General features: G+C 71.8%; 24 protein-coding genes and 1 tRNA gene. 15 read left to right on the top strand and 10 right to left on the bottom strand.

Features of this window, described 5'->3' with window-relative positions:
* Positions 1–10: 10 nt before the first annotated feature.
* Together ACZ34W_RS25990 and ACZ34W_RS25985 are read right to left on the bottom strand one after the other, a co-directional pair.
* The gene (locus tag ACZ34W_RS25990; RefSeq protein WP_465607489.1) at positions 11–1096 is read right to left on the bottom strand and encodes an alpha/beta hydrolase family protein; all 1086 of its coding nucleotides are present in this window, start codon (positions 1094–1096) and stop codon (positions 11–13) included.
* Positions 1097–1183: 87 nt separating this feature from the next.
* Complete coding sequence (locus ACZ34W_RS25985) at positions 1184–2104, bottom strand: zinc-binding dehydrogenase (protein WP_465607487.1); 921 nt, start codon at positions 2102–2104, stop codon at positions 1184–1186.
* A gap of 181 nt (positions 2105–2285) precedes the next feature.
* On the opposite strand from ACZ34W_RS25985, the gene ACZ34W_RS25980 reads away from it, so the two are divergent.
* The 3 genes from ACZ34W_RS25980 to ACZ34W_RS25970 all read left to right on the top strand — a co-directional run bounded on the left by ACZ34W_RS25980 (position 2286) and on the right by ACZ34W_RS25970 (position 7624).
* Positions 2286–3257, top strand: a complete 972-nt coding sequence (locus tag ACZ34W_RS25980) for a LysR family transcriptional regulator (RefSeq protein WP_465607485.1) — start codon at positions 2286–2288, stop codon at positions 3255–3257.
* Between the two features lie 185 nt (positions 3258–3442).
* On the top strand, positions 3443–7444 hold the full coding sequence (gene hrpA / locus ACZ34W_RS25975; protein ID WP_465607483.1) for an ATP-dependent RNA helicase HrpA: 4002 nt from the start codon (positions 3443–3445) through the stop codon (positions 7442–7444).
* Between the two features lie 106 nt (positions 7445–7550).
* Positions 7551–7624: transfer RNA gene (locus ACZ34W_RS25970), tRNA-Asp, on the top strand.
* A gap of 359 nt (positions 7625–7983) precedes the next feature.
* Here the strand turns inward: ACZ34W_RS25970 and bldC are convergent.
* Both bldC and ACZ34W_RS25960 read right to left on the bottom strand, forming a co-directional pair.
* Positions 7984–8190 carry a developmental transcriptional regulator BldC gene (gene bldC / locus ACZ34W_RS25965; RefSeq protein ID WP_014137253.1) on the bottom strand — a complete coding sequence of 69 codons (207 nt, stop codon included), beginning with the start codon at positions 8188–8190 and terminating at the stop codon, positions 7984–7986.
* Between the two features lie 603 nt (positions 8191–8793).
* Complete coding sequence (locus ACZ34W_RS25960) at positions 8794–9774, bottom strand: DUF8083 family protein (RefSeq protein WP_359805538.1); 981 nt, start codon at positions 9772–9774, stop codon at positions 8794–8796.
* Positions 9775–9990: 216 nt separating this feature from the next.
* Here ACZ34W_RS25960 and ACZ34W_RS25955 point away from each other — a divergent pair, with 216 nt between their 5' ends.
* Together ACZ34W_RS25955 and ACZ34W_RS25950 are read left to right on the top strand one after the other, a co-directional pair.
* Complete coding sequence (locus ACZ34W_RS25955; RefSeq protein ID WP_442906835.1) at positions 9991–11154, top strand: Glu/Leu/Phe/Val dehydrogenase dimerization domain-containing protein; 1164 nt, start codon at positions 9991–9993, stop codon at positions 11152–11154.
* 473 nt (positions 11155–11627) lie between these two features.
* Positions 11628–11885: a DUF3073 domain-containing protein gene (locus ACZ34W_RS25950; RefSeq protein WP_329489015.1), complete on the top strand. Its 258-nt coding sequence runs from the start codon at positions 11628–11630 to the stop codon at positions 11883–11885.
* Between the two features lie 167 nt (positions 11886–12052).
* Here ACZ34W_RS25950 and purM read toward each other — a convergent pair whose 3' ends face one another.
* The 3 genes from purM to ACZ34W_RS25935 form a co-directional block, all read right to left on the bottom strand.
* The gene (purM, locus tag ACZ34W_RS25945; RefSeq protein WP_329489014.1) at positions 12053–13138 is read right to left on the bottom strand and encodes a phosphoribosylformylglycinamidine cyclo-ligase; all 1086 of its coding nucleotides are present in this window, start codon (positions 13136–13138) and stop codon (positions 12053–12055) included.
* A gap of 78 nt (positions 13139–13216) precedes the next feature.
* Positions 13217–14800, bottom strand: coding sequence for an amidophosphoribosyltransferase (gene purF / locus ACZ34W_RS25940; protein WP_329489013.1), 1584 nt, complete (start codon positions 14798–14800; stop codon positions 13217–13219).
* A gap of 339 nt (positions 14801–15139) precedes the next feature.
* A complete protein-coding gene (locus tag ACZ34W_RS25935; protein ID WP_329489012.1) occupies positions 15140–15988 on the bottom strand; it encodes a diacylglycerol kinase family protein in 849 nt (282 codons plus the stop codon).
* A 126-nt stretch (positions 15989–16114) separates the two neighbouring features.
* Between ACZ34W_RS25935 and ACZ34W_RS25930 the strand changes: the two genes are divergently transcribed.
* Both ACZ34W_RS25930 and ACZ34W_RS25925 read left to right on the top strand, forming a co-directional pair.
* Positions 16115–17398 (top strand): adenylosuccinate synthase, encoded by a 1284-nt coding sequence (locus tag ACZ34W_RS25930; RefSeq protein ID WP_329489010.1) that lies wholly within the window; start codon positions 16115–16117, stop codon positions 17396–17398.
* A 122-nt stretch (positions 17399–17520) separates the two neighbouring features.
* A complete protein-coding gene (locus ACZ34W_RS25925) occupies positions 17521–18123 on the top strand; it encodes a GNAT family N-acetyltransferase (protein WP_465607479.1) in 603 nt (200 codons plus the stop codon).
* Positions 18124–18199: 76 nt separating this feature from the next.
* Here ACZ34W_RS25925 and ACZ34W_RS25920 read toward each other — a convergent pair whose 3' ends face one another.
* A complete protein-coding gene (locus ACZ34W_RS25920; RefSeq protein WP_329489008.1) occupies positions 18200–18616 on the bottom strand; it encodes an ATP-binding protein in 417 nt (138 codons plus the stop codon).
* Positions 18617–18904: 288 nt separating this feature from the next.
* On the opposite strand from ACZ34W_RS25920, the gene ACZ34W_RS25915 reads away from it, so the two are divergent.
* From ACZ34W_RS25915 to metG, 6 genes are all read left to right on the top strand, one after another.
* Positions 18905–19801 (top strand): DUF5753 domain-containing protein, encoded by an 897-nt coding sequence (locus ACZ34W_RS25915; protein ID WP_465607476.1) that lies wholly within the window; start codon positions 18905–18907, stop codon positions 19799–19801.
* 4 nt (positions 19802–19805) lie between these two features.
* Entirely contained in the window at positions 19806–20006 is a 201-nt protein-coding gene (locus ACZ34W_RS25910; protein WP_329489006.1) for a DUF397 domain-containing protein, read from the top strand.
* Positions 20007–20083: 77 nt separating this feature from the next.
* Positions 20084–20272: a DUF397 domain-containing protein gene (locus tag ACZ34W_RS25905; protein ID WP_329489005.1), complete on the top strand. Its 189-nt coding sequence runs from the start codon at positions 20084–20086 to the stop codon at positions 20270–20272.
* A 34-nt stretch (positions 20273–20306) separates the two neighbouring features.
* The gene (locus ACZ34W_RS25900; protein ID WP_465607474.1) at positions 20307–20708 is read left to right on the top strand and encodes a hypothetical protein; all 402 of its coding nucleotides are present in this window, start codon (positions 20307–20309) and stop codon (positions 20706–20708) included.
* Complete coding sequence (locus ACZ34W_RS25895) at positions 20677–21852, top strand: damage-control phosphatase ARMT1 family protein (protein ID WP_465607472.1); 1176 nt, start codon at positions 20677–20679, stop codon at positions 21850–21852. The genes ACZ34W_RS25900 and ACZ34W_RS25895 overlap by 32 nt, the downstream gene beginning before the upstream one ends.
* Positions 21853–22063: 211 nt before the next feature.
* On the top strand, positions 22064–23794 hold the full coding sequence (gene metG, locus ACZ34W_RS25890; protein ID WP_465607470.1) for a methionine--tRNA ligase: 1731 nt from the start codon (positions 22064–22066) through the stop codon (positions 23792–23794).
* Between the two features lie 70 nt (positions 23795–23864).
* On the opposite strand, the gene cutA is transcribed toward metG, so the two are convergent.
* Together cutA and ACZ34W_RS25880 are read right to left on the bottom strand one after the other, a co-directional pair.
* On the bottom strand, positions 23865–24194 hold the full coding sequence (gene cutA / locus ACZ34W_RS25885) for a divalent-cation tolerance protein CutA (RefSeq protein WP_465607468.1): 330 nt from the start codon (positions 24192–24194) through the stop codon (positions 23865–23867).
* 155 nt (positions 24195–24349) lie between these two features.
* Positions 24350–24817 (bottom strand): MarR family winged helix-turn-helix transcriptional regulator, encoded by a 468-nt coding sequence (locus ACZ34W_RS25880; protein WP_465607466.1) that lies wholly within the window; start codon positions 24815–24817, stop codon positions 24350–24352.
* A 127-nt stretch (positions 24818–24944) separates the two neighbouring features.
* On the opposite strand from ACZ34W_RS25880, the gene ACZ34W_RS25875 reads away from it, so the two are divergent.
* Positions 24945–25355 (top strand): DMT family transporter, encoded by a 411-nt coding sequence (locus ACZ34W_RS25875; protein WP_329488999.1) that lies wholly within the window; start codon positions 24945–24947, stop codon positions 25353–25355.
* A 62-nt stretch (positions 25356–25417) separates the two neighbouring features.
* Positions 25418–25738 (top strand): DMT family transporter, encoded by a 321-nt coding sequence (locus ACZ34W_RS25870; RefSeq protein WP_465607464.1) that lies wholly within the window; start codon positions 25418–25420, stop codon positions 25736–25738.
* Positions 25739–25769 lie beyond the last annotated feature (31 nt).

The following is a 25769-nucleotide window of genomic DNA, read 5'->3' as shown; positions in this document are numbered from 1 at the left end:
GCGCCGCCCGTCAGGCTGTCCGGGTCTCCGTCGGACGGGTCAGCTCCGTGGTGAGCCAGTCCGCGGTGGCGGGGAGCCAGTCGGCGAGGGCGTTGCCGAGCAGGTGGTTGCCGTGCGGGACGTGCAGGAGTTCGCCCCGGGGTGCCCGGTGGGCCAGTGCCTCGGCGTTGGTGACACCGGGGATCCGGTCCTCGCCGCCCTCGACGACCAGCAGCGGGACGGTGATCTCCGGGGCCAGGGCGGTCAGGTCGACCCGGCGGGCGAAGGCGCGGGCCGCGTCCGTGCTCCCGCAGCGCTGGGTCAGGGTCGCGGTGACGAACGGGACCAGGGCGTCCCAGTCCAGCCGGTAGGGGCCGCTGACCACGGCGGCCGCCCGGATCCGCGGTTCGCGGGCGGCCGTCACCGCCGCGTAGTAGCCGCCCAGGCTGAGCCCGGTCACGCCGATCCGCCCGGTGTCCACGCCCTCCCGGCCGGTGACCGCGTCGATCGCCCGGCCGACCACCCGGTGGTAGTCCGGCTCCGGCGCGGCGGCCCCGGCCAGGACGCCCTGCCCCGGGCCGTCCAGGGCGAGGACGGCCGTACCGCGCGCCAGCAGCGCCTCGGCGACCGCGTGGAACTCCTCCTTGCCGGAGTCCATCCCCGGGACGACGATCACCAGCGGTGCGGGGCCGGGCCCGGCCGGGCGGCGGAGCCAGCCCGCGAAGGACTCGCCCTCGATCCGCTCGGCCGTCGGTTCGAGGTGGGCCAGCGCGGCCCGCATCGCCTCGTCCGCCTCGGTGGCGGTCGCGCCGGCCGCCGCGCGGTCGGGGTGCGGGAGCAGGCCGGCGAAGTGGAACCAGCGGGCGGCCCTCCGGTAGGCCTCGCCGGCCGAGACCGACCGGCCCTCGGCGGCGGCGCGGTCGGCGGCGGCGCGGTGCCGCCGGCCGGCCGCCCGGAACGCCTCGGGCCACTCCTGTGCGGAGCGCAGCGCCGAGGTGACCCGGGTGTACTCGTGCGGGTCCAGGCCGGCGCCGGTGGCCCGCGGGCGGTTCTCCTCGACGAGGGCGGCCGGCAGGTCGGGGTGGTCGAGGAAGGAGAGGTCGGGGGAGCCGGTCATCGGGGAGCACGCTCATCTCATGGTCGGTGGGGCACGGTCGGGCGGAGTCAGGACGGGCGGTCAGGGCGCTCAGGGCGCTCAGGGCGCTCAGGGCAGGGTGAGGACGGCCCTGCCCCGGATCCGCCGCTCCCGCAGGTCGGTGAGCACGGCGGCGGTCCGCGCCCAGGGCGCGACCCGGCCGACCTCCGGGGTCAGCCGCCCCTCCCCCACCAGCCGGACCAGGGTGGCGAGGTCCTCACCGTCGGGTACGTCGGAGTCCGTGTAGTGGAAGTGCCGGAGCGTGGCGGACTCCGGCCCGGCGAAGAAGTCGAAGAAGTCGAGCGTCACCGGGGTCCGGGAGGCCTGGCCGAACCAGATCAGCGTGCCCCGGCGGGCCAGCCGGGCGAGCGCGAGCGGCAGGTCGGCGCCGCCCGTCGACTCCAGCACCAGGTCGTACGGGCCGCGGGCCGCGCCCACCGAGTGGACCACCTCCGCCGCACCCAGCTCGACCAACCGCCGCCCGCGCTCCGCCGAGGCGGTGACCGCGGTCAGCTCCGCACCCGCCGCCGAGGCCAGCTCGGTGACGTAGTGGCCGACGCCCCCGGAGGCGCCGGTGAGCAGCACCCGGCGGCCGGCCAGCGCACCGGCGGTGCGCAGCAGCCGCAGCGCGGTGAGACCGGCCAGCGGCAGGGCGGCGGCGCGGACGGCGTCCAGCCCGTCCGGGATCTCGGCGAGCGAGCCGACCGGCACGCACACGTACTCGGCCCAGCCGCCGGCCGGCGGGTGGCCGACGACGCGGCGGCAGACGGCCGGCCCGGAGCCGTCGGCGGCGGCCTGCACGACCAGGCCCGCGATGTCCTTGCCGGGGCGCCAGCCCGGCCGGGGCGCCTCCAGCTGGAACGTCTCGCCGCGGTTCACCGCGAACGCCTCGACCTTCACCAGGGCCTCGCCCGGGCCCGGTCGCGGCTGCGTCACCTCCGCGAACGCCACCGTCGCGTCCGCCCGTCCGGTCGGTGTCAGCGCCCTCATGGCCCTCGGCCCTCCGTCTCCCCCTCGCCAGCCGGTCCGGCCGAGCTCGTGGTCCCAGCAGACCGCGACCGCCCGGAGCCGGTCCAACAACCGCTCGGCGGTCCCGACAACCGACCGTTGTCGGGGCCCTCCGGGCGGCGGCAGGCCGTGAGCGGGCCGGGAGGCCCTAGGGTGGGCGGCCATGGATCTCGATCTCTCCCAGGTCCGCGCCTTCACCACGGCGGCCGAGGAACTGCACTTCGGCCGCGCCGCCGCCCGGCTGGCGATCAGCCAGCAGGCCGTGTCCAAGCGGATCGCCCGGCTGGAGGCGGCGCTCGGCGCCCGGCTGCTCGACCGCGACCCGCGCGGCGTCGGGCTCACCGGGGCCGGGCACCGGTTCCTGGAGCCCGCCCGGCGGCTGCTCGCCCAGGGCGACCGCGCCGTGGCGGCGGTGGCCCGTACCCGGCGCCCGCTGCGCGTCGACGTCTGGGGGCACCTGTACGCGCCGATGCGGACGGTCGCCCGGGCCGTCGACGGGGTGCCCGGGCTGGAGGTGGAGCCCGTCCCGGGGCGGGACCTCCCCTCGGTGGCGGCGGCCCTGCTGCGCGGCGAGTCGGACGCGGGCTTCGGCCGGGTGCACCCGCTGCCGGACGGCCGGGACGCGGGGCTGGCGCACCGGCTGGTCCGGCTGGAGCCGGTGGACGCGCTGCTGAGCACCGACCACCCGCTGGCCCACCGCGACGTGCTGCGCCCGGAGGACCTGCGCTCCGGCGTGCTGCGCTACCCGGCCGCGGTGGACCGGCTGGACTTCCTGACCCGGTTCGCGGACCGCTTCGGCATCGCGGAACGGGCCGGCTCGACCAATCTGGGCCTGGAGAGCTTCGCCGACCGGATCCGCACCGACCCGTCCTGCTTCTCGCTGCTCCCCGCCGACTGCCCGCTGCCCGGCCCCGCGGGCGGCCCCGGCCGTCCCGGCATCCGGACCGTCCCGCTGGTCGACCCCACCCCGCTCTACGCCTGGTCGCTGCTCTGGCGCGACGGCGCCGAACCGGCGGCCCGGCTGGACCCGCTGCTCGGGGCGTTCACCGAGGCGGCCCGGCGCAGCCGCTGGCTGGAGTACGACCCGGCCCGTGACTGGCTGCCCGGCCCGGACGAGGCGGCCCTGGACGGCTGACGGCCTCCGGGCGGGCCGTCCTCGGCGCCCCCGGCGCCCGGAGCACCGACCGTCGCCCCGGTCCGCCGCGGTTCCTCCGGGCGCCGCCCCGGGCGGGGTTCGCCCGGAGGCCGTGGCGGCTGTGACACTGGAGGGGCTCGAAAACCGAGGTGCGCGCCGCCGCATCTCCTTGCGAACCTAGAGGGATGCCCGCAGTGAGTTCTCCCGCAGTCCAGTCCGCCGACGCGTCCACGGAGGGCGGCGGCCCCGGTATCGGCGAGCTGGCCGCCCGTCTGCCCGAACTGACCCTGCGCGACCAGGTCCGGATCGGGCGGCGGCTGGAGGGCGCCCGGCGGGTCCGCAAGCCCGAGGCCCGCCAGAAGGTCGCCGCCGAGATCGCCCGCGACGTCGAGCGCGCCGAGCTGCTGGTCGCGCAGCGCCGGGCCGCCGTCCCCGAGATCACCTATCCCGCCGAGCTGCCGGTCAGCCAGAAGAAGGACGAGATCCTCGCCGCCATCCGCGACCACCAGGTGGTGATCGTGGCGGGTGAGACCGGCTCCGGCAAGACCACCCAGATCCCGAAGATCTGCCTGGAGCTGGGCCGCGGGGTCCGCGGCCTGGTCGGGCACACCCAGCCCCGCCGGATCGCCGCCCGGACGGTGGCCGAGCGCGTCGCGGAGGAGATGCGCACGCCGCTCGGCGAGGCGGTCGGCTGGAAGGTCCGGTTCACCGACCAGGTCGGCCCGGACACCCTGGTCAAGCTGATGACCGACGGCATCCTGCTCGCCGAGATCCAGACCGACCGTGAGCTGCGCCAGTACGACACCCTGATCATCGACGAGGCGCACGAGCGCAGCCTCAACATCGACTTCATCCTCGGCTACATCAAGCAGCTGCTGCCCCGCCGGCCCGACCTCAAGGTCGTCATCACCTCGGCGACCATCGACCCCGAGCGCTTCGCCCACCACTTCGGCGACGCCCCGATCGTCGAGGTCTCCGGCCGCACCTACCCGGTCGAGGTCCGCTACCGGCCGATCGTCGAGGACGCCGACGACGCGGACGGCGACCACGGCCCCAGCGACGCCGACCGGGACCGCGACCAGATCCAGGCGATCTGCGAGGCCGCCGAGGAGCTCCAGGCCGAGGGCCCCGGCGACATCCTGGTCTTCCTCTCCGGCGAGCGCGAGATCCGCGACACCGCCGACGCCCTCAACAAGCTGAAGCTGAAGTTCACCGAGGTCCTCCCGCTCTACGCCCGGCTGAGTTCGGCGGAGCAGCACAAGGTCTTCCAGCGCTCCAGCTCCCGCCGGATCGTCCTGGCGACCAACGTCGCCGAGACCAGCCTCACCGTCCCGGGCATCAAGTACGTGATCGACCCGGGCACCGCGCGCATCTCCCGCTACAGCCACCGCACCAAGGTGCAGCGGCTGCCGATCGAGGCGATCAGCCAGGCCAGCGCCAACCAGCGCAAGGGCCGCTGCGGCCGTACCTCGGACGGCATCTGCATCCGGCTGTACTCGGAGGAGGACTTCCTCTCCCGCCCCGAGTTCACCGACGCCGAGATCCTGCGCACCAACCTGGCCTCGGTCATCCTCCAGATGACCGCCGCCGGTCTCGGCGACATCGCCGCCTTCCCGTTCCTGGACCCGCCGGACTCCCGCAACATCAAGGACGGCGTCAACCTCCTCCACGAACTCGGCGCCCTCGACCCCGACGAGAAGGACGTCCGCAAGCGCCTCACCCCGCTCGGCCGCCAGCTGGCGCAGCTCCCGGTGGACCCGCGGATGGCCCGGATGGTCCTGGAGGCCGACAAGAACGGCTGTGTCCGCGACGTCATGGTGATCGCCGCCGCGCTCTCCATCCAGGACCCGCGCGAACGCCCCACCGAGAAGCGCCAGGCCGCCGACGACCGGCACCGCCGCTTCCAGTCCGAGACCTCCGACTTCCTCTCCTACCTCGCCATGTGGCGCTACGTGCGGGAGCAGCAGAAGGAGCTCTCCTCCTCGGCCTTCCGCCGGATGTGCAAGGCCGAGTTCCTCAACTACCTGCGGATACGGGAGTGGCAGGACATCTACTCGCAGCTCCGCACGGTCGCCAAACAGCTCGGCGTCACCATCGAGGAGCCCCATCCCGACGCCGAACCGGACGCCGACCGGATCCACCAGTCGCTGCTGGCCGGCCTGCTCTCGCACCTCGGCCTCTACGACGTCGAGAAGCGCGAGTACGGCGGCGCCCGCGGCGCCCGGTTCGCGGTCTTCCCCGGCTCCGGCCTGTTCAAGAAGCCGCCGCGCTGGGTGATGTCCGCCGAGCTGGTCGAGACGTCCCGGCTCTGGGCGCGGATCAACGCGAAGATCGAGCCCGAGTGGGTGGAGCCGCTGGCCGGCCACCTGATCAAGCGCAGCTACAGCGAGCCGCACTGGGAGAAGAAGGCCGGCGCGGTGCTGGCCTACGAGAAGGTGACCCTCTACGGGATGCCGATCGTCGCCCAGCGCAAGGTCAACTACGGCCGGATCGACGTGGAGCTCTGCCGCGAGCTGTTCATCCGCAACGCGCTGGTCGAGGGCGACTGGGAGACCCACCACCGCTTCTTCGCCGAGAACCGCAAGCTGCTCAGCGAGGTCGAGGAGCTGGAGAACCGGGCCCGCCGCCGGGACATCATGGTCGACGACCAGACCCTGTTCGACTTCTACGACAGCCGGCTGCCCGAGGACATCGTCTCCACCCGGCACTTCGACTCCTGGTGGAAGAAGACCCGGCACGACCAGCCGGACCTGCTCAGCTTCGAGAAGTCGATGCTGATCAACGACTCGGCGGACGGCGTCACGGAGGCGGACTACCCGGACTACTGGCAGCAGGGCAAGCTCCGCTTCAAGCTGACCTACCAGTTCGAGCCCGGCAGCGACGCGGACGGCGTGACCGTCCACATCCCGCTCCCGGTGCTCAACCAGGTCACCGCCGAGGGCTTCGACTGGCAGATCCCCGGCCTGCGCGAGGAGCTGGTCACCGCCTACATCCGGGCGCTGCCGAAGGCGATCCGCCGCAACTTCGTCCCGGCCCCGGACTACGCCAAGGCGGCCCTGCGCCAGGTGAGGGACCGCCAGGAGCCCCTGCTGCCCACCCTGGAGCACGTCCTGAAGCGGATGACGGCGATCACCGTCCCGCCGGAGGCCTGGGACGACGAGCGGGTGCCGGACCACCTCAAGGTCACCTTCCGGGTGGTCGACGGCCGCAAGAAGCTCGCCGAGTCCAAGGACCTGGAGGACCTCCGGCTGCAGCTGAAGCCCAAGCTCAAGGAGACCCTCTCCTCGGCCGCCTCGGGCCAGGGCATCGAGCAGTCCGGGCTGACCGCCTGGCCGGCCTCGCTGCCGGTGCTCCAGCGCACCTTCGAGCAGCGCTCGCGCGGCCATTCGCTGCGCGCCTACCCGGCCCTGGTGGACGAGCGGGACACGGTCGGGATCAAGCTCTTCGACACCCCGCAGGCGCAGGCCCAGGCGATGTGGGAGGGCACCCGGCGGCTGCTGATGCTGACCACCAACTCGCCCGCCAAGTCGATCCAGGGGCGGCTGGGCAACCAGGCGAAGCTCGCCCTGTCGTACAACCCGCACGGGTCGATCCCGGCCCTGTTCGAGGACGTGGTGGCCTGCGCCACCGACCGGCTGATGACCTCGGCCGGCGGACCGGCCTGGGACGAGGCCGCCTTCGGCAAGCTGCACGAGAAGGTCCGCACCGACCTCTACGAACTGTCGGCCGACACCACGCTGAAGACGGCCACCGCGCTGATCGCCTACCACCGGGCCTCGACCCGGCTGAAGGCGGTGAGCAGCCCGGTGCTGCTGACGGCGGTCAACGACATCCGGCTGCACCTGGCCTCGCTGGTGCACCCGGGGTTCGTCACCGAGGCCGGCTGGCAGCGGCTGCCGGACCTCAAGCGCTACCTGCTGGCGGTGGACCGCCGGCTGGAGGCGCTGCCCAACCACCCGCAGCGGGACGCCCAGCAGCTGCTGAAGGTGCAGCAGGTGCAGCAGGAGTACGGGGAGCTGCTGGCGGCCGTGCCGGCCGGGCAGCAGCCGTCCCCGGCGGTGCTGGCGATCCGCTGGATGATCGAGGAGCTGCGGGTCAGCTTCTTCGCCCAGTCACTGGGTACGCCGACCCCGGTCTCGGAGAAGCGGATCTCCAAGGCGATGGAGGCGGCCAGGGCCACGCTCTGAGCTGGGAGGGGCCCTCAGGAGCCAGTTCGACCTGGGGGCCCACCATGGGCTACAGTCTGTCTTGTTCGCAGCGCAGCAAAGCGAGCGAACAAGATCAGAACACTCTGGTCCTGTGGAGCAGTTGGTTAGCTCGCCACCCTGTCAAGGTGGAGGTCGCGGGTTCAAGTCCCGTCAGGATCGCCGTAGCCGAGAGGCCCGGAACCGTTTGGTTCCGGGCCTCTCGCGTTTACCCCGGGAGGGATGCCTACCCCGGACTAGGTCTAGACCACAAGCAACGACCCGCGTGATCGTCGTCACTTATCTTTTCCCGAGACCGGACACATGGCACCCCTTCCCCAGGGGTGCCAATTTAATATGTAAAATTGCACAGCTATGAACTGTATATCCCCCCCGCCCCAGGGGCCTCAAATCGTTATCCGGAGTTCAACATTCCGGCCGCCCGGCACGATCTCCGGGAGCGCCCGCGGGCATGCAAAGGGGCTGCTTACCGGACCCGGCGGAGTCCGGTAAGCAGCCCCTTTGAAAGAGCCTTCGGCCTATCAGGCCTCGGTTCGCTGGGCGGGAATACCGGCCAGCAGGGCGCGCACCTCCGCCTCGCGGTAACGACGGTGCCCGCCAAGCGTGCGAATGGACGTGAGCTTGCCTGCCTTGGCCCAGCGGGTAACCGTCTTCGGGTCCACGCGGAACATGGTGGCGACCTCTGCCGGCGTCAGCAGGGGTTCAGCATCAGGGGTACGAGCGGTCATGAGCGGCCTCCTCGGGAGAACCGAACCAGGGCGGTTCTATCCTTCAAATTCTGCACCTTGGCCCGCGATGCCCGAAATGGCATAGACGGGCCGAGTCGGTTATAGGACGAACGGCTTGTCCTGGTGTCTACAACTACACCATCCGTCCAGCCCTATCGACCAAACCGCCAAAATTGACCCCTCACGGGTTCAAGGCTGACGGATGGCGATGGACCACCCCATAACGGGCAGTCACCTTATAGTGACATCCGGTTACGAGGAGACCAGACCCGCTGTTTCCTCGCAAGGTACGCATCGGTTCCAGAACCACCCAAAAGTGGGCACGCTCATGTGAAGTTGGGCTGGTTGTCCCATTTTTGCACATAGGGGTAAGTTCGCGTCAACGGTGAGTAGTGTCACGTTCGATAGCTATTGACCCGAACCAGGACCTTGGTCATACGGCTCGGGCCGTAGGACTCTTCCAGTCTTACAAGTACCACCGACACCCCGCCCCGCCAGCACTGACGCCCCGTCGACCGGGCCCACGCGGCACCTCGCACCCCTCCCCGCGGCCCTCCGACGCCTCCCCCGGGCCGGACCGACCCCCCTCCCCTACCCGCTGACTCAGTTCGCGTACCGCAGTGCCAGGACCCGCCGCCAGCGCACCGTCAGTTCCTCGTACACCCGCAGCGCCTCCGCCGCCTCGCCGGCCCGCAGCGCCCGCAGCCCGTCCTCCAGCTCCCCCGCCGAACGGTCCGCCAGCAACTGCTCCGGCCCCAGCAGGTGCACCAGCCCCCCGTAGTCCAGCTCCACCAGGGAACGCGGGTGGAACTCCTCCAGCCACCGCCCCACCAGCTCCGCCCCGCGCACCAGGTCCCCCTCCGGCACGGCCTCGCGCAGCGCCCGGTAGGCCCGGGCCACCCGGCGGCGCGCCTGCGCCATCGGCGTCAGGTAGAACAGCGCCGCCTGCTCCCCCTTCTCCCCGCGGTCGAACCCGGCGCCGCCCGCCGAGGCCGCACCCGGCCGCCCCGCCGCGCCACCGGGCTCCGCCGCGCCGCCGGCCGGCTCCTGATCGCCCGTCCCGCCCGGGCCGCCCGCCGGCACGAAGCAGCGGTCCTCCTCCCCGAACGGCAGGAACCAGCGCACCGGCACCTCCCATCGGCTGGTCACGATCCACGGCCGGGCGTCCGGGTGCTCGGCCCGCCAGCGCTCCCGGTCCGCCTCGGCGGCCGCCCGGGTGGCCGGCGGCAGCGCGGTGTCCAGCAGCGCCACCGGCGCCGCCGCCCGCAGTTCGTCCAGCGCCTGCCAGGTGCGCAGCCGGGTCGCCCAGGGGCAGACGTACAGCACCCCGTCCACCGACCGCACGAAGGCCCGCTCGCTCTCCCGCTCCGGCAGGGCGCGGGGGGTGCGGCCGACCAGCTCCGCCAGTGCCGCCCGCTGCTCCTCCAGCGCCGCCACCGCGACCGGACGGCCGGCCTCCGCGGCATCCGGCCCGTGCGCCGCGGCGTAGGCCTGCCAGCGCGCGCGCTCGGGCTCCGGGTAGGCGGCCAGCGGCTCGTAGACCCGCAGGTGGGCGGCGTAGGGCGGCAGTACGGAAGTGCGCACGACGGTCACGTTCTGCATCGTCGCACGCACCGGCCCCCGCCCGGGAGGCCTTCGGCCGGGAGCCCTTCGGGAACGCGCTCCGCCCGCCCCCGTCTCAGTACGCGGACAACCCGCGCAAGCTCGTACAAGAGGGCAGATCGAGGACGACCGCGCGACTACGCTTCGCCTTAGGCGCCCGCACCACAGCAGCGGGCCTCGGATACTGGAGTCACCACAGTGACCGACGTACAGACCGCATCCGCCGCGTACCCCGCACCCGGAGTGCTCAGCAGGATCTTCCGTACCGAACAGGACGGCGCCGCTCCCGGCGACGGCCACGAGCAGGTCGTCCTCTGCCACGACCGCAGCTCCGGCCTCAAGGCCATCATCGCCATCCACTCCACCGCCCTGGGCCCGGCCCTCGGCGGCACCCGCTTCTTCCCGTACGCCTCGGAGGAAGCGGCCCTGGAGGACGCGCTGAACCTCTCGCGCGGCATGTCGTACAAGAACGCGCTGGCCGGGCTCGACCTCGGCGGCGGCAAGGCCGTCATCATCGGCGACCCGAACAAGGACAAGAACGAGGCGATGCTGCGGGCCTACGGCCGCTTCGTCGAGTCCCTGCGCGGGCGCTACATCACCGCCTGCGACGTCGGCACCTACGTGCAGGACATGGACGTCATCGCCCGCGAGACCGGGTTCGTCACCGGCCGCTCGCCCGAGAACGGCGGCGCCGGCGACTCCTCCATCCTGACCGCCTTCGGCGTCTTCCAGGGCATGCGCGCCAGCGCCCAGGCCCGCTGGGGCCAGCCCACCCTGCGCGGCAAGCGGGTCGGTGTGGCCGGCGTCGGCAAGGTCGGCCACTACCTCGTCGGCCACCTGGTCGCGGACGGCGCCACCGTCGTCATCACCGACGTCTCCGAGGCCGCCGTGAACCGCGTGCGCGCCGCTCACCCGGAGGTCGAGGTGGTGGCCGACAGCGCCGCCCTGCTCCAGAGCAAGCTGGACGTCTACGCCCCCTGCGCCCTCGGCGGCGCCCTCACCGACGACACCGTGGGCACCCTCGGCGAGTTCGGCACCTCCGTCGTGTGCGGCGCGGCCAACAACCAGCTCGCCCACCCCGGCGTCGAGAAGGACCTGGCCGACCGCGGCATCCTCTACGCCCCGGACTACCTGGTGAACTCCGGTGGCGTGATCCAGGTCGCCGACGAGATCGAGGGCTTCAACTTCGACCGGGCCAAGAACAAGGCCACCCGGATCTTCGACACCACCCTGGAGATCTTCACCCGGGCCGCCTCCGACGGCGTGCCGCCGGCCGTCGCCGCCGACCGGCTCGCCGAGAAGCGGATGCGCGAGATCAGCGCGCTCCGCTCGGTCCTGCTGCCGGGTGCCCGCCGGGGCTGACCCCCGAGCGGCCGGAGCCGCTCCCCGGCGCGTCGCGGACTCCGTGACGCGCCCGGGGGGCGGCTCCTCCGTCTCCGGCCCGCGGCGGGGCCCCGAGGGCCCTCCCGGCCCCGCCGCGGGGGCCCGGGCCGACTCGTCCCGCCTGCATCACGATGTGGAACCGGATTCTCACTTCTGCGCCCGATCGGGTGATCCACCACCCCCCTTGGGGGGATAATCGATCCCGGAACGACGGACCTCAGCTACCTCCGGACAGCGCGCAAACTGCCGCAAAACCTCCCGTGACCTGGGAAGACCTGGTCTCGGGTGCGGCCGGTGCGCGCCACGTCACACCGACGACGTACCGTCCAGCGGCAGAAACAGGTACCGTTAATGCTCCAAGGGACGGTTCTCCCCATTCGGGCAGGCCGCTCTTGATCATGAACACGTGTCAGACTCGGGGCCGTGAGCCCCATCGTTGAGGGGGTCGACCCATGGGGCGCGGCCGGGCCAAGGCCAAGCAGACGAAGGTCGCCCGCGAGCTGAAGTACAACAGCGGCGGGTTCGACGCCAATCGTCTGTCCAACGAGCTGGGCGTATCGCCCTCTACCGCCTCGATCGAGCCTGAGCCGATCGAGGAAGAAGAGGACGACGACCCCTACGCGGAATACGCGGCTCGGTACGCCGACGACGACGAGGACGATGACAGCACGTCGGGGACCGGGCCTTCGCAGGCCCGCCGCCGCGCGTAGTCACAGTCTGGCCTGACCGGCCCGCGCGCCCAGAGCGCCGGGCCGGTTTTCGGCGTTCCCCGGGTCCGGTTGCTCCGCTCCGGCCCCGCCGGTCCCGTCACGGCTCCCCGGACACGCGAAGGGCCCCTCCCGCGGTCTCCCGCCGGAGGGGCCCTTCGTCATGCCGCTCAGCCCGCGGTGAAGGCCTCGTAGGCGTTGTAGAGCGCCGCGCCGCCCTCGTGCTCGCCGGAGCGCTCGACGATGTCGCCGAGCAGCCAGGACTCGACGCCGCGGTCCTCCAGGATCGACAGCACGACGTCCACCGAGTGCGGCGGGACGACCGCGACCATGCCGACGCCCATGTTCAGGGTCTTCTCGATCTCCAGGGTGGCCACCTTGCCGACCTCGGCGACGGTCTGGAACACCGGCAGCGGCGTCCAGGTACCGCGGTCCAGGCGGGCGTGCAGGCCGTCCGGGATCACCCGTGCCAGGTTGGCCGCCAGGCCGCCGCCGGTCACGTGCGAGAAGGCGTGCACCTCGGTGGCCCGGGTGAGCGCCAGGCAGTCCAGCGAGTAGATCCGGGTCGGCTCCAGCAGTTCCTCGCCGAGCGTGCGGCCGAACTCCTCGACCTTGCGGTCCAGCTTCCAGCCGGCCTCGTTCAGCAGCACGTGGCGCACCAGCGAGTAGCCGTTGGAGTGCAGGCCGGAGGCGGCCATCGCGATCACCACGTCGCCCGCGCGGACGCGGTCGGCGCCCAGCAGGGCGTCCGCCTCGACCACACCGGTGCCGGCGCCCGCCACGTCGTACTCGTCCGGGCCGAGCAGGCCCGGGTGCTCGGCCGTCTCGCCGCCGACCAGGGCGCAGCCGGCGAGCGCGCAGCCTTCCGCGATGCCCTTGACGATCGCGGCGACCCGCTCCGGCACGACCTTGCCGACGCAGATGTAGTCGGTCATGAACAGCGGCTCGGCGCCGCAGACCACCAGGTCGTCCACGACCATGCCGACCAGGTCGTGGCCGATGGTGTCGTGCTTGTCCATGGCGGCGGCGATGGCGACCTTCGTCCCCACGCCGTCGGTGGCCGAGGCCAGCAGCGGCCGCTCGTAGCGCTTGAAGGCGGACGCGTCGAAGAGCCCGGCGAAACCGCCGATGCCGCCGACCACCTCGGGGCGGCTGGCCTTCTTCACCCACTGCTTCATGAGCTCGACGGCGCGGTCGCCCGCCTCGATGTCGACGCCGGCGGCGGCGTAGGTGGCGCCGTTCTGGTTCGTGGTCACTGCGGTGCGGCCCTTTCGGGTCAGTGGGGGTTGGAACAGCGGTGGGGCCCCGGGTTCCGGGACCCCACCGTCAGGTCGTTACGGGCGGCGCAGGGCGTCGGCCGCGCCCGCTCCGCCGAGCAGGGACTGGACGCCGTCCAGGTCGCTGCCGCTGGTCGGCTTGCCGCGGACCGCGGGCGGCTGCTGGCCGCCCTTGATCTCGGCCTCCAGCAGGAGCTTCCCGAGCAGCGCCGGGTCGGGCAGCTCCATCGGGTACTCGCCGTCGAAGCAGGCCCGGCAGAGCCGGTCCTTCGGCTGCTTGGTGGCCTCGATCATGCCGTCGATCGAGATGTAGGAGAGTGAGTCCGCACCGAGCGTGCGGCCGATCTCCTCGATGGTCATGCCGTTGGCGATCAGCTCCGCGCGGGTGGCGAAGTCGATGCCGAAGAAGCAGGGCCACTTGACCGGCGGCGAGGAGATCCGGATGTGGACCTCGGCCGCGCCGGCCTCGCGAAGCATCTTCACCAGCGCGCGCTGGGTGTTGCCGCGGACGATCGAGTCGTCCACGACCACCAGGCGCTTGCCCTGGATGACCTCGCGCAGCGGGTTGAGCTTCAGGCGGATGCCGAGCTGGCGGATGGTCTGGCTGGGCTGGATGAAGGTGCGGCCCACGTAGGCGTTCTTCACCAGGCCCGAGCCGTACGGGATCCCGCTGGCCTCGGCGTAACCGATGGCGGCCGGGGTGCCGGACTCCGGGGTCGCTATCACCAGGTCGGCCTCGACGGGCGCCTCGGCGGCCAGCCTGCGACCCATCTCCACGCGGGAGAGGTGCACGTTGCGGCCGGCGATGGAGGTGTCGGGGCGGGCCAGGTAGACGTACTCGAAGACGCAGCCCTTGGGCTTGGCCTCGGCGAAGCGGGAGGTCCGCATGCCGTTCTCGTCGATGGCGATGAGTTCGCCGGGCTCGACCTCGCGGATGAAGGAGGCGCCGCAGATGTCCAGCGCCGCCGTCTCGGAGGCGACCACCCAGCCGCGCTCCAGCCGGCCGAGCACCAGCGGGCGGATGCCCTGCGGGTCGCGGGCGGCGTAGAGCGTGTGCTCGTCCATGAAGACGAGCGAGAACGCGCCCTTGACCTTGGGCAGGACGAGCTTGGCCGTCTCCTCGATGGAGAGGTCCGGGTGGCCCGCGAGGAGGGCGGTCACCAGGTCGGTGTCGTTGGTCGCGGCGGACCGGCCCGAGCGGGAGACGTGCTCCTCACCGGGCAGTTCGGCGACCATGGCCGCCAGTTCGGCGGTGTTCACCAGGTTTCCGTTGTGCCCGAGGGCCAGCGAACCGTGAACGGTCGCGCGGAAGGTCGGCTGGGCGTTCTCCCAGACCGAGGAACCGGTGGTCGAGTAGCGGGCGTGTCCGACGGCGATATGCCCGTGCAACGACCCCAGGGAGGCCTCGTCGAAGACCTGGGAGACGAGTCCCATGTCCTTGAAGACGAGAATCTGGGAGCCGTTGCTCACTGCGATGCCCGCGGATTCCTGACCGCGGTGCTGCAGGGCGTAAAGGCCGAAGAACGTGAGCTTGGCGACCTCCTCGCCGGGAGCCCAGACACCGAAGACGCCGCAAGCGTCCTGGGGGCCTTTCTCACCGGGAAGAAGATCGTGGTTGAGTCTTCCGTCACCACGTGGCACGCCTTCGAGTCTAGGGCAGTTGGCACAGGCTTCCGGAACCAGGGCGGCGCGGATTCTTGGGCGATCGCTCGGCAACGCGCGTAGACAAAACCCCTTACCGGGGGCGGATTTCGAGGGCGCGGAATTCGGTCGAGGGGCGCTTGGCCTTGTGGGTCGCGCCCGTTGGGGCCTTTCCGCCCGCGGACGGCCCGGAGGTTAACGACGGGCAACGTGAGCCTGCTCACCCAGGGGCCCACGGGGGCCGGGCGGGGCCGTCGGGCCTCGCGGGGCCGTCTTCGGGCCTCGGTTCAGTCCTCGGGTTCAGTCCTCGGTTCGGCTCTCCCCTGGCCTCCCCCGGCCTCAGGTGCTCGGGAGCAGGAGCCCCCAGGCGCCCGGGTGCACCGTCCAGGTCCGGTCCCGGACCGGGCCCACCGGCTGGCCGTCCGCCTCGTAGCCGAACCCGCGCCCCGTCACCGCGAGGGTCGCCGCCCGGGCGCGCACCAGTGCGCCGGGCGTGCGGACCACGATCTCCATCACGCCGCCGATCGCCTCCCCGCCCGGCAGGGTCACCTCGACCACCCGGACCGGCTGGTCGAGGTCGGCCAGCAGCCGGCCGTCCGCCTCGACCCGGAGCAGGGCGCTGTGCTCGCCCCGGCCGGCCTCGACCGTGAGTGAGGTCCCCTGCTCGGCCGCAGCAAGTTTCGCCCATAGCGAACGCCAGCCGCCCGTACGGCCCGCTATCCGGCGCGCTCCGCTGCCGGAGATCCGCACCGTGCCGAGCGCCACTCCGCCACCGTCGTCCACCAGCAGGTCCAGCTTGCGCGGCACGCCGCCGAGCACCGCCCGCGCGGCCGGCACCGGCTCGCCCGGCACACCGAGCGCGCGGGCCGCCACCAGCTCGTCGGACCGGCCCACCGGGACCATGCCGACCGGGTCCGCACCCAGCTCACGCTGGCGGTAGAGGGCTTGGAGCACCCGTTGCATCGCCAGGTCGGAGCCGATCACCACCGGTCGGCGGCGGCCCCGGTGCGAAAGCACCCGGTCGAGTTCGGAAGGGCTCTCCGGGTAGGCCACCTTGGCGTCCGTCCCTCCGCACAGGACGTCCCTCGCGATCCGCACCGACTCGCCGTCGGTCTGCCGGGCCGCCGGGTCGAGGAGCAGGAGGAGCGGTTCGGGGCCGCCGGTTGCGGGCGTGGACAGGGACGACACGACCGGTCCTTCCTCAGGTAATCTCTCGGTGCAAGAGCCCCTTGCGCTATTGCGCCAGGGGCTTCGTCTATCTCGGGGCAGACTGCGGCCTTCGCAGGATGCCCCAACCGGAAGGGGTGTACGCCTGTGCCGGCACTCGTGCTCGTTGGCGCTCAGTGGGGGGACGAGGGCAAGGGGAAGGCGACCGACCTCCTCGGCGGCTCCGTCGACTACGTCGTTCGCTACCAGGGCGGCAACAACGCCGGTCACACGGTGGTCATCGGCGACCAGAAGTATGCCCTGCACCTGCTGCCTTCCGGCATCCTCAGCCCGAATGTGACGCCGGTGATCGGCAACGGCGTCGTCATCGACCCGGGCGTGCTGCTCTCCGAGCTCAGCGGGCTGAACGAGCGCGGCATCGACACCTCCAAGCTGCTGATCTCGGGCAACGCCCACCTGATCACGCCGTACCACCGCACCCTGGACAAGGTCACCGAGCGCTTCCTCGGCAAGCGCCGGATCGGCACCACCGGCCGCGGCATCGGCCCGACCTACGCGGACAAGATCAACCGCGTCGGCATCCGGGTCCAGGACCTCTTCGACGAGTCGATCCTGCAGCAGAAGATCGAAGCCGCGCTGCACGACAAGAACCAGCTGCTGGTGAAGCTCTACAACCGCCGCGCCATCCCGGCCGAGCTGGTCCTGGAGGAGTACCTCGGCTACGCGGACAAGATCAAGCCGTTCCTGGCCGACACCACCCTGGTGCTCGACGAGGCGCTGAAGGCCGACAAGGTCGTCCTGCTGGAGGGCGGCCAGGGCACCCTGCTCGACGTCGACCACGGCACGTACCCCTTCGTGACCTCGTCGAACCCGACCGCCGGCGGTGCCTGCACCGGCGCCGGCATCGGCCCGACCAAGATCGACCGGGTCATCGGCATCCTGAAGGCGTACACCACCCGCGTCGGCTCGGGCCCGTTCCCGACCGAGCTGCTGGACGCCGACGGCGAGGCACTGCGCCGGATCGGCGGCGAGCGCGGTGTGACCACCGGCCGCGACCGGCGCTGCGGCTGGTTCGACGCCGTGATCGCGCGCTACGCGACCCGGGTCAACGGCCTGACCGACTTCTTCCTCACCAAGCTGGACGTGCTGACCGGCTGGGAGCAGATCCCGGTCTGCGTCGCGTACGAGATCGACGGCAAGCGCGTCGAGGAGCTCCCGTACAACCAGTCCGACTTCCACCACGCCAAGCCGATCTACGAGACGCTGCCGGGCTGGACCGAGGACCTCAGCAAGGCCCAGACCTTCGCCGACCTGCCGAAGAACGCGCAGGCCTACGTGAAGGCGCTGGAGGAGATGTCGGGCGCCCCGATCTCCGCCATCGGCGTCGGCCCGGGCCGGTACGAGACGATCCAGATCAACTCGTTCGTCTGAGCCTGAGCATGTGAGGCCCTGCGGGACACTGCGTCCCGCAGGGCCTTCTTCTTGGCATTTCGACTCTGCACTAGTGCAATGAGCTCTTGCGTCTAGTGCAGAGTTTGGCTACTTTCGGGATCATGACTGCGAAACTGCCTGCCCCCGTCACCCTGACCGGCCGCCACGTCCGCCTGGAGCCGCTGAGCCGGGACCACGCGTCCGACCTGTGGGCCTCCGTCGGCCCCGACCCGGACGTCTGGCGCTGGATCCCGTTCGGCGCCCCGGCGACGGAGGAGGAGCTGGGCGCGATCCTCGACGTCCGGCTGGCGGAGGTCGAGGCCGGGAACGCCGTGAAGTTCGCCGTGATCGACCTCGCGAGCGGCCGCGCGGTCGGCATCACCGGGTACTACGACTTCAGCGCGGCCAACGAACTCGTCGAGATCGGCGGCACCTGGTACGCGCGGTCGGTCTGGCGGACGGCGATCAACACCGAGGCCAAGCTGCTGATGCTCGTCCACGCCTTCGAGGACCTGGGCATGGGCCGGGTGTTCTGGAAGACGGACGCGCTCAACGACCGCTCCCGCAACGCGATCCTGCGCCTCGGCGCGTCCTTCGAGGGCATCCACCGGCGGGACAAGCTCCGCGCCACCGGCGTCTGGCGCGACAGCGCCTACTTCTCGATGCTGGCGGACGAGTGGCCGGCGGCCAAGTCCCGCCTGGTGGAGCGCCTTTCCCGCGGCTGACGGTGCGCGATGAGCTGCGCGACGACGCCGACGAAGAGCACCGACGCCAGCAGTCCGGCCAGCAGGACGACGCCCATCAGCCGCCGACCGCCACCACGGCCCACACCGCTTTGCCGTACGACCCGATGAGTTTCACACCCCACTCATCGGCAAGCCCGGCCACGAGGTCAAGCCCCCGTCCGCTTGTACGGGAGTCGTTCGGATCCGGGCGGACGACGGGGGCGGCGGAGGCATCCGAGACGGCGATGTAGAGCCTGCCGCACCGGAGTTCGAGCACGACGGTCGGCGGGCCGTCACCGTGGACCAGGGCATTGGTGACCAGCTCGGAGAGGACGAGGCAGGGGGCGTCGGAGTCGAGGCCGATGCTGCGGAGGGTGTCGCGCAGGAGGCGGCGGAGCGCCCCGACGATCTCCGGCAGGGCCGGCGGGAAGAGGTCGAGCCTGAACTCGACAGCCGGGTCGGAGGCCGGCGGGCGAAGGAGCGGGAGCAACATCGACTGTCTCCAGTCCAGTTGAGGTGAGGGTGCGGAGGAGAGGGCCATCCCCCGTGGCTTGCCCCCGCCGACGATGAGGAGGACAGGCGTCGGCAGCCTGCACGCCCATCCGGGGTGCACTTCGGGGTCATCGATCGACCATCAGTAAGTGATTCGCTACTCAAGGTAGGCTCACCCCCTCATTAGTGCAACCACTCGTATGGGTGATCCTAGATTGACCCTCCCCAGCGAGTGGCGGCGTGCCGCCCCAGCGCGCGACACTGCCGATGCCACGGGAAGGGACGAACTTTGGCTCTACGAGCGCACATCAGCGAGCGCCAGCGTCGGTACGGCGCCGAGGTGCGCCGCCTTCGCCTGGACGCCGACATCGCGGTGCAGGCGGCCGCGGCACACATTGGGATGCGCGGCCCGCAGCTGAACCACATCGAAGCGGCACGCACCGGCCTCGACGAGGACAGGATGCGCCTGCTCGCAGCCTTCTATGGCTGCACGAATGAGGAGTACCTGGCCACACTGGCCGCGATGGGTTCGAGCGATGGCAAGGGCTGGTGGAGCCGGCACCGGCGCAAGGTCCCCTCCTTCGCACTGGACCTCGCCGAGTTGGAGCACTGGGCAACGTCGGCGTATCTCAACTACGAGACATTCCTGGTGCCCGGGCTGCTGCAGACCGAGCAGTACATGCGCAAGCTGTTCGAGAACAGCGAGACATCGCTCTCCGTCGAGGAGATCAACGACACCGTGTGCTTCCGCCGCGACCGGCAGCAGGCTCTCGACGGGCCCGCCTCGTTCCGCTTCGTCATCCATGAGGCGGCGCTGCTGATGGCCTTTGCCGGAGGCGATGTCATGCGAGGCCAGCTCGCCCACTTGCTCGAAGCGGCCGAGCGTCCAAACGTCACCATCCAGATCTTCCCGTTCAGCGTCAGGGCGACGCTGCCGTACAGCGGCCCGTTCCTCATCACCGAACCGGCCTCTTCCGCTCTCTCCACCGTCGTGATCGATGCCCCGGGCGAGTCTGCATTCAATGACCTGCCTGAGGCCGTGGCCCAGTTCCGCAGCAGGTTCGATGCCCTCTCCAGGCTTGCCCTCCCGCCCGGCGACCCGACTACCTCATCCCGGCCACAGTCAGGACGGGACTCCTGGGGCGTCATCCAACACATCAAGCACGGTCTGGAATTGGAAAGGTAGAGGCATGCCTCAGCAGTGGCAGAAGTCGACCAGCAGCTCCCAGGACGGAGGGAACTCCGTAGAGGTCTCCACAAACAGTGAAGGCCTGGTCGAGATCCGCGAGTCCGACGACCCCGACTCGATCGTCGTCACCACGCCCAGGAAGTTCGCCCTCTGGCTCGAAGGGGTCAAGCGCGGCGAGTTCGACCACTTCGGCCGCGCCTAGACGAATCGTTCCGGCGGCCCCTCGCAGGGTGCGAGGGGCCGCCGGGTCAAGTCCACCGATCTGAAAGGTTGAGGAGCATGAACGACTGGAAGAAGGCCTCACTCGGCGGCGAGGCCCACGAGTCCCTGGAAGTCCGCACCGCCGACGACATGGTCGAGATCCGCGATCCCGATACCGGCGACATCATCGTCCGCACCACCCCCCGCAAGTGGGCCGCCTTCCTCCTCGGCGTGAAGGCCGGCGAGTTCGACCACTTCGTCGCCTGACGCCCCGCCCCCCGGCGGCGACTGTCTCCTGCACGTGGACCTGCGCGCCGACAACCTGCTGATGCGCGACGGGGCTGCCCTCGCCATCGACTGGTCCCATCTCCACCAGGGCGCCGCCTGGATCGACCCGGCCTTCCTCGTCCAGCAACTGATCCGGGCCGGCCACACCGCCGGGCGGGCGGAGGAGCTGATCGGGCGCGCCGCCTCCTGGCACGGCGCCCCGCCGGAGGCGGTCACCTCGTTCGCGGTCGCCCAGGCCGGATACTGGGAGCGCAACTCCCGCCTCCCGGCCCCGCCCGGCGTGCCGTACCTGCGCGACTACCAGCCCGCATGGCGGCGGTCGGACGGACCTGGATCGCCCACCGGACCGGGTGGCGCGACCGACCGACAGAGACGAGCCGCCCGTGCCGACCAGCGCGCCCCTGATCCGCAGTGACGTCCCCGGCTCGTTCCCCTGGGGCGTGTTCCACGAGCGGCATCCGAAGCTCCTGGGCCAGGTCCTCGACGCGCTGCCGTACGGGCCCGGCGAGCGGGCGGCGGTGGAGCGGCTGCTGGTGGAGAGCACCACGGGCGTCCTGACGCCGCCGGGCGCGGGCGTCCACGACCGGGAACGGTGGCTGGCGTGGGGCGAGGGGCTCTGGGGCCGGCCGTGGGGCGAGGCGCCGTTCCTGTGGGCGGAGAACTGGTTCTACCACCGTCTGCTCGACGCCACCGGCTACTTCCGCCCCGGGGCCTGGCAGGGCATCGATCCGTTCGGCCCGTTCAAAGCTGCCGAACTGGCGGGCCCGGCGGTGGACGACGAGCTGGCCGCGCTGGAGCCGCTGGGCGAACTGCCACCCCGGCAGCGGGCGCGCGCCCTGGTGACGTCGGCCCTGTGGGGCAACCGCGCGGACCTGAGCTTCGGGCTGACGGCGGCCGACGACGGCCCCGTCGCCGAGCTGGTCGCCGACGACAGCGCGGTGTTCTGGACCGAGCTGGAGCGGACCCGCGGCGGCCGGGTCTGCGTCGTCGCGGACAACGCCGGCCGGGAGCTGCTGCCGGACCTGGTGCTGATCGACCACCTGCTCGACGACGGCCTGGCCGCCGAGGTGGCGCTGTACGTGAAACCCCGGCCGTACTTCGTGTCGGACGCGACCCCGGCCGACCTGCTCGCCACCGTCGAGCGCCTGCGGGCGGCGCCCACGCCCCGGGCGGCAGCGATCGGCCGGCGGCTGTGGCGGGCCCTCGGCACGGGTGAACTCACCGTCCGCGCCGACGCGTTCTTCTGCGCGCCGTTGACCTTCCACGACCTGCCCGCCGGCCTCCGGGCGGAGTTCGCCGGGGCGGCCCTGACGGTCTTCAAGGGCGACCTCAACTACCGCCGCCTGGTGGGCGACCGGCTCTGGCCGCCGACCACCCCGTTCGCGGCGGCGGTGGCGCACTTCCCGTCCTCCGTCGCGGCGCTGCGGACCCTCAAGTCGGACGTGGTCGTCGGCGTCGAACCCGCTGCCCTCGCCCGCCTGGAGGCCACCGGCGCTCCGTGGCGCACCACCGGCCGGCACGCGGTCGTCCAGGTGCACCGCCGGGCGGCCGCGGGCTGACGGCGGCCGCGCGCCGTCCGAGCGGTGAAAAGGGCGGGAGGAGGCCGCCCGGGCTTCGATACACTGCGCACGCCCACAGTGGACCTTCGCTCTGTGTGGCAGCCCGGAGCCCGGCCGACTGCGGCGCGGCCTCCGTTGCGGCCCCCAGACCCTGCGCCTGTCACGGCACTCCGGGCTGGGGTGCGTGCGGGAGAAATTGGAGCATCCGAGGATGGCTCGGCACCTGATCACCAGCGCCCTTCCGTACATCAACGGGATCAAGCACCTGGGCAACATGGTCGGGTCCATGCTCCCGGCGGACGTCTACTCCCGGTACCTGCGCCAGCGCGGGCACGAGGTGCTGTACATCTGCGCCACCGACGAGCACGGGACGCCGGCCGAGCTGGCCGCGCAGGAGGCCGGGCTGCCGGTCGCCGAGTTCTGCGCGCAGGCGCACGACCAGCAGAAGGCCGTCTACGACGGGTTCCGACTGTCGTTCGACCACTTCGGGCGCAGCTCCTCGCAGCAGAACCGGGAGATCACCCAGGAGATCGCCCGCGAGCTGCACGCCAACGGGTTCATCGAGGAGCGGGCGATCCGCCAGGTGTACTCGGTCACCGACGGGCGGTTCCTGCCGGACCGGTACATCGTCGGCACCTGCCCGCACTGCGGCTACGACAAGGCGCGCGGCGACCAGTGCGAGAACTGCACCCGGGTGCTCGACCCGACGGACCTGCTGGAGCCGCGCTCGGCGATCAGCGGCAGTTCGGACCTGGAGGTGCGCGAGACGAAGCACCTCTTCCTGCTCCAGTCGAAGCTGACCGACCAGGTCGAGGAGTGGGTCGACGCCCACGGCGACCAGTGGCCCGTCCTGGCGTCCTCGATCGCCCGCAAGTGGCTGACCGAGGGGCTGCAGGACCGCGCCATCACCCGTGACCTGGAGTGGGGCGTCCCGGTGCCGGCCGACGTGTGGCCGGAGCTGGCGGCCGCGGGCAAGGTCTTCTACGTCTGGTTCGACGCCCCGATCGAGTACATCGGCGCGACCAAGGAGTGGGCGGACTCGGCGGTCGGCGGCGAGACCCGGGACTGGAAGTCCTGGTGGTACGAGGCCGACGACACCGTCCGGTACACGGAGTTCATGGCCAAGGACAACGTCCCGTTCCACACCGTGATGTTCCCGGCCACCCTGCTCGGCTCGCGCAAGCCGTGGAAGAAGGTCGACTACGTCAAGGCCTTCAACTGGCTGACGTACTACGGCGGCAAGTTCTCGACCAGCCAGAAGCGGGGCATCTTCACCGATGTCGCGCTGGAGCTGCTGCCGGCCGACTACTGGCGCTACTTCCTGATGGCGCACGCCCCCGAGTCGGACGACTCCAGCTTCACCTGGGACCTCTTCTCCTCGGTCGTCAACAAGGACCTCGCCGACACCCTCGGCAACTTCGTGAACCGCGTGCTCTCCTTCAGCCGCAAGCGGTTCGGCGACGACGTCCCGGCCGGGCACGCGGCGGGCGAGGCGGAGCAGCGGCTGGGCGCGCAGATCGCCGACCTGCTGGCCGAGTACGAGGCCCAGCTGGAGGCGCTGAACTTCCGCAAGGCCGCGCAGAGCCTGCGCACGCTGTGGAGCGCCGGCAACGCCTACCTGGACGAGAAGGCGCCCTGGCTCCAGGTGAAGACCGACCCCGAGGCCGCCGCGCTGACCCTGCGGACGGCGATGAACCTGATCCACCTCTACGCCGTCGTCTCCGAGCCGTTCATCCCGGCGGCGGCGCAGGCCATGCGCGAGGCGTTCGCGCTCGCGGACGACGCCCCGGCCCGCACCCGGGCGTGGGTGAGCGCCGAGGAGGCGCGCGCGCTGGACTTCGTGCCGCCGGGCACCGCGTTCACCGTGCCGCCGGTGCTGTTCGCCAAGATCACCGACGAGGACCTGGCCGCCTGGACCGCCCGCTTCGGCGGCGGTGAGTAGCGGCACACCGTAGGTGTGGTGGCCCCCGTCGCCGGCCGGCGACGGGGGCCGCTCCTGCGAGGACGGCCGGTCAGGGGCCCGTTTCGGCGGCCACCCAGGAGAGGTAGTCGCCGCTGCCGGAGACCACCGGGACGGCGACGACCTCGGGGGTGTCGTAGTCGTGGTGCTCGGTGATGAACGCGGTGAGCCGGGTGGTGAGCCCGGCGCGGGTCTTGAGGTCGACGCGCCACTCGGCGCTCTCCCGCACCTCGCCGTCCCAGCGGTAGACCGACCGGACCGGGTAGAGCTGCGCGCACGCGGCCAGCCGCTCGCGCACCGCGGCGGCGGCCAGGGCGCGGGCCTTGGACTCGTCGTCGTGGGTGGTGGTGACCACGACGACATCGGGATTCGAAGCTGCCATGCGGCGACCGTACCGCCCGGCGTTCGGCACCGTCGGACCCGGCATTCGGCACCGGGCCGCCGGCGTTCGGCACCGGGCCGCGCAGGAAGTCGGCCGGGTCGACTTCCTGGGCGCGGGGGGGCGGATGCGGGTACGGGAGCGGCCGGGTGGTGCGCTCAGCCGAGGGAGCGGCGGGCCGTACCGAGGAGCGGGGCGAGGTCGGGGGCGGCGGCGGCCTCCTCGTCCAGGGCGGCGCCGAGGGTCTCCTCGTAGGTGGCGCGGGCCTCCTGGTGACGGGCGCGGCCGGCGGCGGTGATCACCGTGTAGACGCCGCGCTTGTCGTCCGGACAGAGGTCCCGGTAGGTGAAGTCCGCGCTGTGCAGGCGGGCGACCAGGCGGGTGACCGAACTCTGGTTGAGGCCGAGGACGGCGGCGAGGTCCTGCATGCGCAGCTCGCCCTTGGGAGCCTCGGAGAGGAAGCCGAGGGCGCGGTACTCGGAGAGGCCGAGCCCGTGCCGGCGCTGGAGGGCGGTGGCGAGCCGGCCCTCGACATGGGCGTGGAGGGCGGTGAGCCGGCTCCACATCCGGGAATCCGACGGCCCGGCGTCCGGGTCGCCGCTGGTGGGGCTGGGTTCCGGGTCCATGGGCTGCTCCTGGCACAGGCGGGGCGGATTGACACAGGTTACTTGTACATGCATGCTCTTGCCCAGTCGACATCAATTTGCACATACATGCAATCACTTGCCCGCGACGAACCCGGGGGGTTCTCCCATGGCCTGGATCTACCTGCTGATCGCCTCGCTCTTCGAGGTCGTCTTCGCCCTCGCGACCAACGCCACCCACGGCTTCACCGTGCTGGGCCCGTCCCTGCTGACCGCCGGGGCGGCGGCGGGCGGGATCTTCTTCCTCAGCCTCGCCCTGAAGACCCTGGACGTCGGGGTCGGCTACACGGTGTGGACCGGGATCGGCTCGGTCGGCACCGTCGTCCTCGGCTCGGTGATCTTCCACGAGTCGATGAACCCCGGGAAGGCGGCGGCCTTCGTCCTGATCATCGGCGGGGTGCTCGGCCTCAAGCTCTCCGACCGCCCCGGCGGCGCGGAGCAGCCGGCGGGGAGCGCCGGGCAGCCGACCGGGGGCAGCGACCGGCCGACCGGGAAGGCCGAGCGGCCGGCCACCGCCTGATCGCGCGCCGCCGACCGACCCCGCCCTCCCCCGCCGTCCCACCACCCAAGGAGCCCACCGTCATGGCCTGGATCTTCCTCGCGATCGCCGTCGTCTTCGAGATCGTCTTCGCCCTCGGCACCAACGCCACCCACGGCTTCACCAAGCTCTGGCCGTCCGTCCTCACCCTGGTGGCCGCCGCGGGCGGCATCTTCACACTCAGCCTGGCGCTCAGGACGCTGGACGTCAGCGTCGGCTACACCATCTGGACCGGCCTCGGCTCGATCGGCACGGTCGTCCTCGGCGCCGTGCTCTACAAGGAGCGGATCACGCTCCCCAAACTGCTGTCCTTCGCCGCGATCATCGCCGGCGCCGTCACCCTGAAGCTGGCCTCCGGCCTCTGACCGGCGGCGGGCGCGCCGTCCGCGCGCCCGC

Source organism: Kitasatospora sp. NPDC022856 (genome assembly GCF_055561235.1).
This window is presented reverse-complemented; position numbering and strand designations above follow the sequence as displayed.

Coding starts and splice junctions, on each gene's coding strand:
- ACZ34W_RS25920 (WP_329489008.1), bottom strand. CDS start 18,616: ATGTTGCTCCCGCTCCTTCGCCCGCCGGCCTCCGACCCGGCTGTCGAG.
- ACZ34W_RS25880 (WP_465607466.1), bottom strand. CDS start 24,817: ATGGACCCGGAACCCAGCCCCACCAGCGGCGACCCGGACGCCGGGCCG.
- bldC (WP_014137253.1), bottom strand. CDS start 8,190: ATGACCGCTCGTACCCCTGATGCTGAACCCCTGCTGACGCCGGCAGAG.
- metG (WP_465607470.1), top strand. CDS start 22,064: ATGGCTCGGCACCTGATCACCAGCGCCCTTCCGTACATCAACGGGATC.
- ACZ34W_RS25980 (WP_465607485.1), top strand. CDS start 2,286: ATGGATCTCGATCTCTCCCAGGTCCGCGCCTTCACCACGGCGGCCGAG.
- ACZ34W_RS25870 (WP_465607464.1), top strand. CDS start 25,418: ATGGCCTGGATCTTCCTCGCGATCGCCGTCGTCTTCGAGATCGTCTTC.
- ACZ34W_RS25925 (WP_465607479.1), top strand. CDS start 17,521: ATGACTGCGAAACTGCCTGCCCCCGTCACCCTGACCGGCCGCCACGTC.
- ACZ34W_RS25950 (WP_329489015.1), top strand. CDS start 11,628: ATGGGGCGCGGCCGGGCCAAGGCCAAGCAGACGAAGGTCGCCCGCGAG.
- ACZ34W_RS25875 (WP_329488999.1), top strand. CDS start 24,945: ATGGCCTGGATCTACCTGCTGATCGCCTCGCTCTTCGAGGTCGTCTTC.
- hrpA (WP_465607483.1), top strand. CDS start 3,443: ATGCCCGCAGTGAGTTCTCCCGCAGTCCAGTCCGCCGACGCGTCCACG.
- ACZ34W_RS25910 (WP_329489006.1), top strand. CDS start 19,806: ATGCCTCAGCAGTGGCAGAAGTCGACCAGCAGCTCCCAGGACGGAGGG.
- cutA (WP_465607468.1), bottom strand. CDS start 24,194: ATGGCAGCTTCGAATCCCGATGTCGTCGTGGTCACCACCACCCACGAC.
- ACZ34W_RS25905 (WP_329489005.1), top strand. CDS start 20,084: ATGAACGACTGGAAGAAGGCCTCACTCGGCGGCGAGGCCCACGAGTCC.
- ACZ34W_RS25990 (WP_465607489.1), bottom strand. CDS start 1,096: ATGACCGGCTCCCCCGACCTCTCCTTCCTCGACCACCCCGACCTGCCG.
- ACZ34W_RS25985 (WP_465607487.1), bottom strand. CDS start 2,104: ATGAGGGCGCTGACACCGACCGGACGGGCGGACGCGACGGTGGCGTTC.